The sequence below is a fragment of the Cytobacillus firmus DS1 genome (genome assembly GCF_000565285.1).
In the GTDB taxonomy this organism is placed as follows: Bacteria; Bacillota; Bacilli; order Bacillales; family Cytobacillaceae; genus Cytobacillus; species Cytobacillus firmus_A.
Genome location: NZ_APVL01000013.1, coordinates 91955 through 105261, shown reverse-complemented (window position 1 = coordinate 105261; position 13307 = coordinate 91955). Strand labels below are relative to the sequence as shown.

The following is a 13307-nucleotide window of genomic DNA, read 5'->3' as shown; positions in this document are numbered from 1 at the left end:
ACAGAAGGGTGACATCATGAAAGTAGATTGGTTTGATTTTCATTTGCCTGAAGAATTAATTGCACAAACGCCTTTGGCTGATCGGACAAGCAGCAGGCTAATGGTCCTTGATAAAAAAACCGGGGATATTCAGCACAGTGTTTTTAAAGATATTAAGAATTATCTTAAAGCAGGAGATTGCCTTGTATTAAATGACACAAAGGTCCTTCCTGCGAGGCTGTTTGGAGAAAAGACAGGCACTGGTGCGAAAATAGAGGTGCTTCTTCTCAAACAGATTGAAGGGGATTCCTGGGAAACACTTGTTAAACCAGCCAAAAGAGTAAAAGAAGGAACTGAGATAACATTTGGAGACGGCAAATTGACTGCTGTCTGCACTGGAACTTCAGATCATGGCGGCAGGGTACTTGAGTTCAGGTACCAAGGGATATTCTATGAGGTGCTTGAGCAATTGGGAGAAATGCCTTTGCCTCCTTATATTAAAGAGCAGCTTGATGATCGAGATCGTTATCAGACTGTGTTTGCCCGTGAACGCGGTTCTGCTGCAGCTCCGACAGCAGGCCTTCATTTTACTGAACAGCTTCTTGAAGAAATAAAAAAAATGGGTGTGCATATTGCTTTTATTACCCTGCACGTTGGTCTTGGAACTTTCAGGCCTGTTAGTGTAGATGATATAAATGAGCATGAAATGCATGCTGAATTTTACCAGGTAACTGAAGGAACTGCTCGGCTTTTAAATGATGTGCGTGAGCAGGGAGGAAGAATCATCAGTGTGGGGACTACTTCCACGAGGACTTTAGAAACCATTGCTTCTGCGCATAATGGCCATTTTGCGGAAGCAAGCGGCTGGACTGATATTTTCATTTATCCAGGCTATGATTTTAAAGCGATTGATGGCATGATTACAAATTTCCACCTGCCTAAATCAACTTTAATTATGCTTGTTAGTGCACTGGCAGGCCGTGAGAACGTTCTGAATGCCTATAATCAGGCAGTTGAGGAGCGGTACCGGTTCTTCAGCTTTGGAGATGCTATGCTCATTTTGTAATATTATTCTGCCTATCCCGGGCAGGACTAATGTGCTTTTAAATGGAAGGAGAACTGCAACTTGACTGCAATTCGTTATGAATTAATTAAAACATGTAAGCAAACAGGTGCCCGTCTGGGACGGGTCCATACGCCGCATGGTTCTTTTGAAACCCCTGTGTTTATGCCCGTAGGAACACTCGCTACAGTAAAAACCATGTCCCCGGAAGAATTGGTGGAAATGGGAGCGGGCATCATTCTGAGCAATACTTATCATCTCTGGCTTCGGCCGGGTCAGGAAATCGTGGAAGAAGCAGGCGGCTTGCATAAGTTTATGAATTGGGACCGGGCCATTCTGACAGATTCCGGCGGATTTCAGGTGTTCAGCCTGAGTGAATTCCGCAAAATTGAAGAAGAAGGCGTTCATTTCAGGAACCATTTGAATGGTGACAAGCTGTTTTTATCACCTGAAAAAGCAATGGATATTCAAAATTCGCTTGGATCTGACATTATGATGGCATTTGATGAGTGCCCGCCGTATCCAGCTTCTTTTGAGTATATGAAGAAGTCAGTAGAGCGGACTTCCCGATGGGCTGAGCGCTGCTTAAAAGCTCACAAGCGCCCGAATGACCAGGGACTCTTTGGTATAATACAGGGCGGAGAATATGAGGAGCTGCGCAAACAGAGCGCGAGAGACTTAACATCTCTTGATTTCCCTGGGTATGCTGTGGGCGGATTATCGGTAGGCGAGCCGAAGGATGTAATGAACCGTGTGCTAGAATTTACAACTCCGCTAATGCCGTCTAATAAGCCAAGATACCTTATGGGAGTGGGATCCCCGGATTCTTTGATTGATGGTTCGATCAGAGGAATCGATATGTTCGACTGTGTTCTTCCTACCAGGATTGCGAGGAACGGAACATTGATGACAAGTAATGGCCGGCTGGTTGTTAAGAATGCAAAATTTGCAAGAGATTTCGGCCCTATAGATGAGAATTGCGATTGCTACACATGCCGAAACTACAGCCGTGCTTACATCAGGCATTTGATCCGCTGTGATGAAACATTCGGAATCAGGCTTACAACTTACCATAATCTTTATTTTCTGTTAAAATTAATGGAGCAGGTAAGACAGGCAATTAGGGAAGATCGCCTGGGTGATTTTAGAGAAGAGTTTTTCGAAAGGTATGGATTTAATAAGCCTAACGCGAAGAACTTTTAATAATAAAAATTGAGAGTTCATTTAAGGAGCAGCTTTTCCTTGAATCGTGCCGATCTTTGAAAGGGGGGAAAACAATGGAGCTTTTAGGAACATTAGGACCATTATTGCTGATGTTTGTGTTATTCTATTTCCTGTTAATTCGTCCGCAGCAGAAACGCCAAAAGGCAGTTCAGCAAATGCAGAGTGATTTGAAAAAGGGAGATAAGGTTGTTACAATCGGCGGCCTTCATGGATTCGTTGATGCCATCGACGAAGACAAAGTGGTTATTAAATGTGGTGACGGAAGCCGTCTTACATACGATCGTGCAGCGATCCGCGAAGTAACGCAGGCAACTGGCGATGCATTAGCAAAATCTTAATATCAAAAGAAGGTCCCGGAAACTCAGGACCTTCTTTTTTATGCGGTTCTTTTGGTGTTGAGATTCACTCCCAATATACCGCCCATCATGGCCGTAAGTGTGAAACAGGTGTGGTAAATCATTTGCTCCATATTAAATAAACTGTCATGTCCCAAATATTGAAAAAGAAAAATAACGATTGAATAAATAAGGCCGGTTAAGCCTCCGAGCAGCCAGCCTTTTTGCTTACCTTTTCCTCCGGAAATGAACCCGCCTGCGAAAAGAGAAATGAATGAAACACCAGTAATAATATACTGCAAGGAAGACTCCTGCAGTGATGTAAATCTCAATAGCAGTGAAAAAATGAGACTGCCGGCAACGGCAATGGCAAAAATCGCAATAATACCATAAAGTACAGCGCTTCCAACGTTCTTTGATTCTTCTATATGGACCCTCTCCCTTCTTAATAGTGAACAGGAACAGGTTTCGACCCTTGAGGTAACCAGCCTTTTCCTTAGTACAAGCATATTCAGACAATGAAAAAATAGAATCTAAATTGTTCAAAGAAAAAACCTCATATACTCATAAAAGTTCAATAAAGCGGAAGAATATAAAGGATTGCATCAAAAGGAGTGCTGTAGAAGTGGAAGAATATCTAATCATCATTGTAAGAACCTTATTTCTATATGCAGTCATTCTTCTCATCTTTAGACTAATGGGCAAAAGGGAAATTGGTGAGCTAAGCATCCTGGACCTCGTCGTCTATATCATGATTGCAGAACTTGCAGTTGTCGCGATTGAAACTCCGGATTCAAATATTTTGAAAAATGTGCTCCCCATGCTCCTTTTGATGGTTGTACAAATTGTATTAGCCATATTCTCCCTGAAGAGCAAAACATTCAGGGACGTAGTTGATGGAAAGCCGACCATAATTATTAATAAAGGAAAAATAGATGAAAATGCCATGAGGAAGCAGAGGTATAACTTTGATGACCTGCTACTGCAATTAAGAGAAAAAGATATTGCCAAAATCTCCGATGTGGAATTTGCTATCCTTGAATCCTCCGGCACGTTGTCAGTGTTTGAAAGAAATGACAGTAATGAGGGAGGGATAACGATCCCTTTAATTATAGATGGAACGATTCAGAAAACTAATCTTGAAACGATAAATAAAAGTGACTTTTGGCTGCGTCAGGAACTTCGAAAAGAAGGGTATAAAGAAATATCCAATATTTCATTCTGCAGTTATGAAAATGGCCAATTTTATGTGGACCTGCTTGATGAAAGAAAATAAACAAGGACAGTTCAGCAGCCCTTGTTTATTATTTAAATGCAAGCCTGGATATCATTTTGCCGATTCCCGGTATACGAACTAAGTCATTCTTTCTAATCAGCTTTAAGATTAATAAAAGGATAGTATAGACCATTGTGATGACTGTGGATATCAAAATAACCCTTAAGGCTGTATTCATGTCTGAGGCAAGGGTGTTTTTTAGCATCCAGAACCCTAAGCCTCCTGACATTACCATTGCAATAATCGTTTTTATATAATCCCTTACGAAAAAAGTAAACGAAATAGCTTTCAGAACGGTTGCAAAGTGAAGCATTGTCACCAGAACTGTGCCTGTCAAAATCCCCATTGCAACTCCGTTTATCCCGAATGCAGGCTGGCTGGCAAGGAGAAAGATAACGGCCGTCTTTACTACAGCTCCAATCAAACTGTTGATCATGGCAGCACGGGCGAGATTCAATGCCTGCAAAGTTGCCTGAAGAGGTCCCTGATAATAATAAAACAGGAAAAAGGGCGCCATCAGTTTAATAAAATGTGAACCGCTTGAGGAGCCATACATCACTTCCATTAGCTGATCGGAAAGGACGTAAAGAACCACCACTGCAAGGCCCCCGGTAATAAATGCAAATCGAAGCGCCTGCTGAAGCCGATATTCGATCAGACGCATATTATTTTGGGAATTTGCCTCGCTTATAGCCGGAACAAGAGAGGTTGACAGCGAATAAGTAATAAAAGATGGCAGCATCAGAAGAGGCATGGCAAAGCCCGTAAGAGCACCATACTGCTTCGTAGCCGCAGCTGCCGCCACACCTGCAAGTGCCAGACTCTGCGCCACCACAATCGGTTCAAAAAACCACGCTACAGAACCGATCATTCTGCTGCCTGTCGTTGGAAGGGCAACGGTCATCAATTCGTTAAATGTACTTTTCCCGGAAGACACATATTTAAAAAATTGCTTCCTGACTCTGAATTTCTTTTTAAGCTTAAATGTGGTCATTAAATAAAGCAATGATGCAAACTCCCCGATGACTGCTGCCAGCATGGCACCAGCAGCTGCATACTCAATTCCATATGGCAGGAATGCCTTAGTCATTAAAGCGATCAGACTGATTCGGACTACCTGCTCAATCATCTGGGAATAGGCAGCAGGCTTCATGTTCTGCCTGCCCTGGAAATAACCCCGAATGACAGAGGAAACTGCAATGATCGGCACAATTGGAGCGATTGCCATCAAAGGCAAATGGGTCCGGTTATCAGTAAAGAGTGTCTCTGATAATAATGGAGCGAGCAAAATTAAAGCGGGAGTGAAAACAATGGAAAGCGAGATGGTAGTTGCCAAGGAAACAATTAATATTTTCTTGATTTTTGCTGTATCGCCTCTTGCCTCTGCCTCGGCCACATTTTTAGAAATAGCAACCGGCAGCCCAAGCTGTGTAATCGTGACAACAAGAATCATGGTGGGAAAGGCCATCATATAAAGGCCAACACCTTCTTCTCCAATAAATCGGGCAATGACAATTCTGTTAATAAAGCCAAGGACCCGGGTCACCAGCCCTGCAGCGAGCAGGATCATGGTACCTTTCAGAAATTTGGACATTCAACTCCCTGCCTTCTCAAAATGGGTAATATCATATACAATTATCTATATGCAAGATAGAGGACAAAGCATGACAAGCTATCATAATTTCCATGTGATTAATGGCGGGGAGGCGGCTGAAAATGAAAATCGGCCATGAATATGATTATTTTCGCACTACGGTAAAACCTGCATTGGAAAGCAAACTGGATGAATTTCGGCTTCTGGGATATAAAAAAGTAACTGAACAGGATCTCTGGGTATATCTGACAAAGAAAAAATGGAAAAAACCAAAAGAAAATGTCAGGCTATTTGAAATTGTGGAAGAAGTAATGAAGGTAAAGGTGAGTGAATACATTCACTATGCTACCATCGAGTCTTTTAAGGAAGATGAATTTGATTTAAATAATGAAGAAGAAAGAAGAAAACTATTAAGGTAGCCAGTTGTTTCCAATTTTTTCAAGGGTTGACATGAAATAAGACAAATTGACAGGTTTTACAATCTGTTTCATAATGAAAAGCGGAGTAATCGGTCTTTTTCATAGCATTGTTCTACATAGAATGAAATTTAAGAGCGAATGGTAAAAACGGCAATGATTTAATTAACGGTCAGGCTGCATTTAATAGATATGTGGACTGGCCATGCAAGCCTGTAAGGTAAATAATGCATCACACTCGCTGATGCGGTGCCTGTTATATTTAGTAGCGGGCGATAGCTAAGGAGGATTTATTCAGAATGGTAAAGCGCAGCCGTATCGTTGCTTTTTTCCTGATTGTTTTATTATTGGGAAGTCTGGCAGGGGCAACGACAAATAACATTTTAAAAAATATTAAGCTTGGCCTTGATTTGCAGGGCGGATTCGAAGTGCTCTATGATGTGACACCAAAAGATGGGCAGAAGGTAAATAAAGATGTCCTTGCAAGTACTGCTGAAGCACTTGACAGGCGAATCAATGTTCTCGGTGTAAGCGAGCCGAATATCCAAATTGAGGGAGATAAGCGGATCCGTGTTCAGCTTGCTGGTGTAACAGATCAGAATAAGGCAAGGGAAATTCTGTCTACCGAAGCAAATCTTTCATTCAGAGATGTTAATGATCAAATAATGATGGATGGTTCAGACCTTGCAGAAAATGGGGCAAAGCAGACATTTGATGAAAATGGAAAGCCAAGCGTTTCATTGAAACTGAAAAGTGCCGGAAAATTCAAAGATGTAACCGAAAAAATTGTCAACATGGGAACGCCAAATAACCTGCTTGTCATCTGGCTTGATTTTGAAGAAGGCAAGGATTCTTTCAAGGCTGAATCGGCTAAAGAAGATCCCAAATATCTGTCTGCTCCTCAGGTAAGCCAGATCTTTAATCAGGATACCGTGTCCATTGTAGGGAACTTTACGGTTGAAGAAGCACAGACACTGTCAGATTTATTGAATGCAGGATCCCTTCCTGTACAGCTCGATGAAGTTTATTCAACATCAGTAGGTGCTAAATTTGGTGAGCAGGCAATGGAAACGACCATTCTTGCCGGTATTATTGGCATTGCAATTATATTTATTTACATGATTGCCGTATATCGTTTCCCTGGGTTTATAGCGACACTTACATTATCTTTCTATATTTATCTGATTTTACTCGTTTTTGACTGGATGAATGGCGTATTGACGCTGCCTGGTATAGCTGCGCTCATTCTGGGGGTTGGTATGGCTGTTGATGCGAATATCATTACCTATGAGAGAATTCGTGAAGAGATGAAAGTGGGCAGGACAATCAAATCTGCTTTCCAGGCTGGAGAGAAAAACTCACTTTCTACAATCTTTGATGCGAATATCACAACTATTCTAGCGGCAGCCGTATTATTCATGTATGGGACAAGTTCTGTAAAGGGATTTGCAACCATGCTTATAATAAGCATCCTGGCAAGCTTTATTACTGCCGTATACGGTACAAGGCTGCTTATGGGGCTTTGGGTCCATAGTAAAGCTCTTGATAAAAAACCAGGCTGGTTTGGTGTTAAGAAAAGTGAGATCAAAAATATTGCTGAAAATTACGATACCCTTGATTTGCCGACCAAATTCGATAAGTTTGATTTTGTAGGAAACCGCAAGAAGTTTTTCATCCTTTCTGCTGTTCTAATTTCAGCAGGAATCATTGTTGTTTCTATATTCCGCTTAAATCTAGGAATCGATTTTGTCAGTGGTACCCGGATCGAGCAGCGGGCAAGTGAATCTATGACAAAAGAAAATTTCCAAGCTGAATTATCAGCTCTTGGAATCGAGACAGATGATATTGTCATCTCAGGAGATAATAAAGATATTGGAGTTGCTAGATTTAAAGATGTTTTAACTAAAGGCGAAATAGCAGAAGTTAAGACTCATTTTCATGAAAAATTCGGTCAAGATCCGAATGTCAGCACAGTTTCACCAACTGTAGGAAAAGAACTCGCTAAAAATGCACTGAAAGCTCTTGCGATAGCCTCTGTAGGCATTATCATTTATGTATCCATTCGTTTTGAGATCAAGATGGCGATTCCGGCAGTTCTTGCGCTCCTGCATGATGCCTTCTTTATAATCGCTGTATTTAGCTTTACGCGTTTTGAAGTGGATATTACCTTCATTGCGGCAGTCCTGACGGTAGTCGGTTATTCGATCAATGATACCATCGTAACCTTCGACCGGATGCGTGAGAATATGCAGAAAAAGAAAAAGCTCAAGTCATTTGAAGATATAGCGGATGTTGTAAATAAGAGTCTTCGCCAAACGCTTGGCCGCTCTGTGAATACTGTTTTAACGGTTGTATTTACAGTCGTTGCGCTGCTCGTGTTTGGAAGTGAATCAATCAGAAACTTCTCATTTGCACTTCTGATCGGTTTAATCGCAGGTACTTATTCATCCATTTTCCTTGCTGCACAGATATGGGCAGTATGGAAAGGCAAAGAACTGAAAGAAAAAGGCGTTATTCACACTGTTAAAGAAAAACGCAAAGTCAGTGACGAACCTCAAGTGTAATAATTAAAAAAAACTCAGGCGATTGCCTGGGTTTTTTTTAAAAGTCAGGATGCTGTCTATTTTACGAATTTGGTTAATGATTCCGGGAAATAGGATAAACTAATAGCAAGATCAGGGAGGAAGGAAGTATCGCTTTGGAAAATAACGATCGTTTTAAGAAAGCTGAATTTGCAGCTATAATTGGCATCGTGGGCAATATTATTCTAGCCGCCCTCAAATGGGGAATTGGGGTTTATTCAGGAAGTAAAGCGCTGGTGGCGGATGCGGTTCATTCAGCTTCAGATGTTGCCGGATCCTTTGCTGTATATTTGGGTCTGAGGGCTGCGAAACAGCCGCCGGATGATGATCACCCGTATGGCCATGGAAAAGCAGAATTGATAGCAGCCATAATTGTTGCCGTCCTGCTGTTCCTTGTGGGAATTGAAATTGGTAAATCATCATTTGAATCATTCTTTTCGCCAATTGAACCACCAAAAGCAATTGCAATAGCTGCAGTGCTGGTTTCTATTATTGTGAAAGAATCAATGTTTCGGTATAAGTATAATTTGGGAAAGAAACTAAACAGTGATGCTTTAATTGTAAATGCTTATGAACACCGTTCAGATGTTTATTCATCAATTGCAGCTTTAATAGGTATTGGCTGTGCAATTATTGGCGGAAGAATGGGGATTGAATGGCTTGAGTATGCAGATCCGGTGGCTGGCCTCATTGTATCCCTTATGATTCTCAAGATGGCATGGCGGCTTGGGAAAGAATCCATTCATAGCACACTTGATCATGTGCTTCATGAGGAAGATACACTTGAAATGCGCAAAACGGCTGAATCCGTCAACCAGGTTAAAAGGATTGATGAACTGCATGCCAGGGAACACGGACATTATGTAATTGTTGATATTAAAGTCTCGGTGGATCCGAATATGACTGTTGAGGATGGCCACCGGGTCGGCAAAGAAGTAAAACGCAAGCTGCTCCAATTGGAAAATGTGCAAAATGTCTTTGTGCACATTAATCCTTACAGCGAAGAACATATAAATTAGAGAATATATCAGGGAGAGGATAGAATGAAATTTCAATGGACTTTATTATTGGGTTTTTTATTTGCGCTGATCGTGGCTGTTTTTGCAGTGATCAATGTCGATAATGTAACGGTTAACTACTTGTTTGGGGAAAGCCGGTGGCCGCTGATTCTAGTGATTTTAGGATCTGTTCTTATGGGTGGGCTAATTGTAGGTTCTGTCGGCATTGTCCGCATTTACTCACTTCAGAGGCAAGTGAAATTACTAAAAAGGGAAAATGAAAAGCTTAAAGCAGGAAATTCTGTAAAAGATAATGCTGATAAGGAAGAACTTGAAAAAGAGCTGGATAGGGATATACATTGAGTGAACAGGCTTGAGCTTTTGCTCAAGTTTTTCTTTTGGTCTCAAAAAGTAACCTGCAGCACCTGTTTTTCTTTCCAAAATTGTATGGATTAACCCGATTTTAACTTATTGAAACGCACCTTCCCCTCTTGTATAATGAATAAGCTGAGGGGTGAACGTATGTTACATTCAAGAACGCGATGGATTGTTCGGCAAACAGAAGAGGATAAAGTACAGCGGCTTTCACAGGAACTGAATATTTCTCCTCTTGCAGCATCGCTGTTAATTAATCGCGGAATGGATACCGTTGATTCAGCACGGTATTTTCTGATGGATAATGAGCAGGAATTTCATGATCCTTTTTTAATGACAGATATGGCAATTGCTGTTTCCAGAATAAAAGAAGCCATTGAAAAACAGGAACCTATTTTAATTTTTGGTGATTATGATGCGGATGGTGTGACCAGTACTTCTGTCATGATGATGGCGCTTAGAGATCTCGGTGCTGATGTCCAATTCTACATACCGAATCGTTTTACGGAAGGCTATGGGCCAAATATCCCGGCTTTTGAGCATGCAGCCGAAACTGGCATCCGTTTAATTATTACTGTAGATACCGGAATCTCTGCTGTAAATGAAGCAAAAACTGCAAAAGAGCTTGGAATGGATTTGATCATTACAGATCACCATGAGCCCGGCCCTGTGCTTCCTGAAGCATTGGCCATTGTGCATCCTAAGCATCCGGAAAGCAGATACCCATTTCGGGAACTTGCCGGTGTTGGAGTAGCCTTTAAGCTTGCACATGCACTGTATGGTGAAATGCCTGATCACCTTTTGGAAATAGCTGCGATCGGCACAATTGCTGACCTTGTTTCTTTAACAGGAGAAAACAGACTTATTGCCAAGCGCGGGATTCAAAAACTGAAATCAACTAAAAATACAGGTTTGAATGCTTTGTTTAAAGCGGCACGAATCGAGCTTCCATCCATTAGTGAGGAAACGATCGGTTTTACAATCGGCCCTCGTCTCAATGCAGCCGGAAGGCTTGAAAGCGCGAATCCTGCTGTGGATTTGCTTCTGACAAATGATCCTTATGAAGCACAGGCCATTGCCGAAGAAATTGAAATGCTGAATAAAGAGAGGCAAGCTATTGTCAATGACATTGCAGCACAAGCGGTTCATGAGGTTGAAACAAATTTCCCAATCAGTGAGCATTCAGTTATTGTTGTTGGGAAAGAAGGCTGGAACGCCGGGGTAATCGGAATAGTAGCTTCGAAGCTTGTTGAAAAGTTTTACCGCCCGGCCATTGTCCTTAGTTATGACAGTGAAAAAGGGCTGGCGAAGGGTTCAGCAAGAAGTATAGAAGGTTTTGATCTGTTCAAAAATCTATCTGAATGCCGGGACATTCTGCCCCACTTTGGAGGGCACCCGATGGCAGCGGGTATGACTTTATCCATTGATTCGGTTGATGATCTGAGAAGCAGACTAAAAGCTCTTGCAAATGAACAGCTGACTGAGGAAGATTTTATTCCTGTAACCTCCATTGACGGGGTTTTCCATATAAAAGATATCAATCTTTCTTCTATTGCAGAGATGCAGCTGCTTGCCCCATTTGGGATGGGGAATGCAAAACCGAAAGTAATGATAAAAGATGCTAATATTGCAGCTATGAGAAAGATCGGATCTGAACAGAACCATATTAAAGTCACAATCGAGAATGATGGATCTTCACTTGATGGGATCGGTTTTGGGCTTGGGCATTTGCATGAGCATATTTCACCATACTCCAAGCTGTCCGTTATTGGTGAATTATCCATTAATGAATGGAATAATATTAAAAAACCGCAAATTTTCCTGCAGGATATGGCAGTAAACTCCTGGCAGCTGTTTGATATCCGGAGTTTAAAACGGCTTGAAAGGCTTCAAGGTGTCATTCCTGAGGCAAACACAACCTGGATATTTTTTAATGAGGAATATATTTCTAAATATAAGACATTTGCAGGTGAAAACATGGTGAAAATAACATCTGCAGAAGATGCAGAAGCCTTAAAACTAGAAGGCTCAAACGTTGTACTGGCTGATTTGCCGCCTTCAAAGGAAATCCTTGCACATGTTTTCTCCGGCAAAAAACCTGCCAGAATCTATGCTCATTTCTATAAAGAAGACAGTGACTATTTCAGCACACTGCCCACAAGAGACCATTTTAAATGGTATTTTGCCCTGATTGCTAAAAAAGGTTCAATTGATATCAGGCGTCATGGGAATGATATAGCCAAGCATAAGGGTTGGAGCAGGGAGACGGTAGATTTTATGTCTCAAGTGTTTTTTGAATTGGAATTTGTTAAAATAAATAATGGTGTCATTTCGTTAAACAATACATCCACTAAACGGGATTTAGCTGATTCACGAACTTATCAGCTTAAACAGGCACAATACACTCTTGAGAGCGATTTGCTCTATTCATCCTTTCAGCAGCTCAAAGACTGGTTTGATGAAGTTATGCAAGGGGCTGTAAAACATGAGGAGGCAAAGGAAGAAAAATGGACTTAAAACAGTATATAACAATTGTAGAAGATTGGCCGAAGCCAGGCATTAAATTTAAAGATATTACAACACTTATGGACAATGGTGAAGCGTATAAATATGCTACTGATCAAATTGTTGAATATGCACGCGAAAAGAAGATTGACCTGGTAGTTGGCCCTGAAGCCCGCGGATTCATCATTGGCTGCCCTGTAGCTTATTCTCTAGGTGTAGGCTTTGCACCAGTCCGCAAAGAAGGGAAACTTCCACGTGAAACAGTCAAGGTTAATTATGGCCTTGAATATGGCAAAGATGTATTAACTATTCATAAAGATGCCATCAAACCAGGGCAAAGAGTCCTGATCACTGATGACCTCCTTGCAACAGGCGGAACAATCGATGCAACCATCCAGCTGGTTGAAGAACTTGGCGGAGTAGTGGCAGGCATTGCATTCCTTATCGAGTTAACATACCTTGATGGGCGTAAAAAGCTGGATAACTATGACATTCTGACATTGATGCAGTATTAATTTTTTATACAAAGAGAGCGCCAGAAGAAATGGCGCTCTTTTTAATTGGCTGTTTTCTCAAGGTTTGGTGCATTCTGTATTATATATACTGAGCTGATTGTAGCGGAACAGGTGAGACCCCGCATACGAGGATCGTCGTGGAGACTCAACGCCTGCCCCGCGGAAGGGGAGCAGCCTGGAGCGTAAATCACGGACAATATGGATAAGCGAAAAACAATAATTTATACGAAAAAAGCCCTTTAATTTATATTTTAAAATAGTCTATAAAGTGCTTCCAAATCCATTTATGGAAAAACAATAAAGGAATTCGGACAAAATACGACAAAATTTTTGTTATTCCCATAAAAATAACAGACTATCCCTTTACATCTTCACTTTTTTTTTCGATAATAGTAGCAATATCAATTTTTTTAATAACTTGTTATTCATTATCAATTTTAAAATT

Annotated in this window: 12 protein-coding genes; 10 read left to right on the top strand and 2 right to left on the bottom strand. The window is 41.2% G+C overall.

The window, feature by feature from the left end; translation table 11 throughout:
- Nucleotides 1-16 precede the first annotated feature (16 nt).
- The 3 genes from queA (at nucleotide 17) to yajC (ending at nucleotide 2604) form a co-directional block, all read left to right on the top strand.
- Nucleotides 17-1045 (top strand): tRNA preQ1(34) S-adenosylmethionine ribosyltransferase-isomerase QueA, encoded by a 1029-nt coding sequence (queA, locus tag PBF_RS17055; protein ID WP_035331274.1) that lies wholly within the window; start codon nucleotides 17-19, stop codon nucleotides 1043-1045.
- Nucleotides 1046-1105: 60 nt separating this feature from the next.
- Complete coding sequence (tgt, locus tag PBF_RS17050; protein ID WP_035331272.1) at nucleotides 1106-2245, top strand: tRNA guanosine(34) transglycosylase Tgt; 1140 nt, start codon at nucleotides 1106-1108, stop codon at nucleotides 2243-2245.
- Between the two features lie 74 nt (nucleotides 2246-2319).
- Entirely contained in the window at nucleotides 2320-2604 is a 285-nt protein-coding gene (gene yajC / locus PBF_RS17045) for a preprotein translocase subunit YajC (protein ID WP_009333093.1), read from the top strand.
- A gap of 38 nt (nucleotides 2605-2642) precedes the next feature.
- Here yajC and PBF_RS17040 read toward each other — a convergent pair whose 3' ends face one another.
- Nucleotides 2643-3110, bottom strand: a complete 468-nt coding sequence (locus PBF_RS17040) for a TIGR04086 family membrane protein (protein WP_081757309.1) — start codon at nucleotides 3108-3110, stop codon at nucleotides 2643-2645.
- Nucleotides 3111-3226: 116 nt separating this feature from the next.
- Between PBF_RS17040 and PBF_RS17035 the strand changes: the two genes are divergently transcribed.
- Complete coding sequence (locus PBF_RS17035; RefSeq protein WP_035331271.1) at nucleotides 3227-3877, top strand: DUF421 domain-containing protein; 651 nt, start codon at nucleotides 3227-3229, stop codon at nucleotides 3875-3877.
- A gap of 28 nt (nucleotides 3878-3905) precedes the next feature.
- On the opposite strand, the gene spoVB is transcribed toward PBF_RS17035, so the two are convergent.
- Complete coding sequence (gene spoVB, locus PBF_RS17030) at nucleotides 3906-5471, bottom strand: stage V sporulation protein B (RefSeq protein ID WP_035331269.1); 1566 nt, start codon at nucleotides 5469-5471, stop codon at nucleotides 3906-3908.
- A 122-nt stretch (nucleotides 5472-5593) separates the two neighbouring features.
- Between spoVB and PBF_RS17025 the strand changes: the two genes are divergently transcribed.
- From PBF_RS17025 to PBF_RS17000, 6 genes are all read left to right on the top strand, one after another.
- Nucleotides 5594-5890, top strand: a complete 297-nt coding sequence (locus PBF_RS17025) for a post-transcriptional regulator (protein WP_035331267.1) — start codon at nucleotides 5594-5596, stop codon at nucleotides 5888-5890.
- Between the two features lie 296 nt (nucleotides 5891-6186).
- On the top strand, nucleotides 6187-8451 hold the full coding sequence (gene secDF / locus PBF_RS17020) for a protein translocase subunit SecDF (RefSeq protein ID WP_035331265.1): 2265 nt from the start codon (nucleotides 6187-6189) through the stop codon (nucleotides 8449-8451).
- Between the two features lie 134 nt (nucleotides 8452-8585).
- Nucleotides 8586-9488 (top strand): cation diffusion facilitator family transporter, encoded by a 903-nt coding sequence (locus PBF_RS17015; RefSeq protein ID WP_035331264.1) that lies wholly within the window; start codon nucleotides 8586-8588, stop codon nucleotides 9486-9488.
- Nucleotides 9489-9512: 24 nt separating this feature from the next.
- Nucleotides 9513-9830: a LapA family protein gene (locus PBF_RS17010; RefSeq protein WP_035331263.1), complete on the top strand. Its 318-nt coding sequence runs from the start codon at nucleotides 9513-9515 to the stop codon at nucleotides 9828-9830.
- Between the two features lie 159 nt (nucleotides 9831-9989).
- Nucleotides 9990-12359: a single-stranded-DNA-specific exonuclease RecJ gene (gene recJ / locus PBF_RS17005; RefSeq protein WP_035331261.1), complete on the top strand. Its 2370-nt coding sequence runs from the start codon at nucleotides 9990-9992 to the stop codon at nucleotides 12357-12359.
- The gene (locus tag PBF_RS17000) at nucleotides 12350-12862 is read left to right on the top strand and encodes an adenine phosphoribosyltransferase (RefSeq protein ID WP_035331259.1); all 513 of its coding nucleotides are present in this window, start codon (nucleotides 12350-12352) and stop codon (nucleotides 12860-12862) included. Before recJ ends, PBF_RS17000 begins: the two co-directional genes overlap by 10 nt.
- Nucleotides 12863-13307 lie beyond the last annotated feature (445 nt).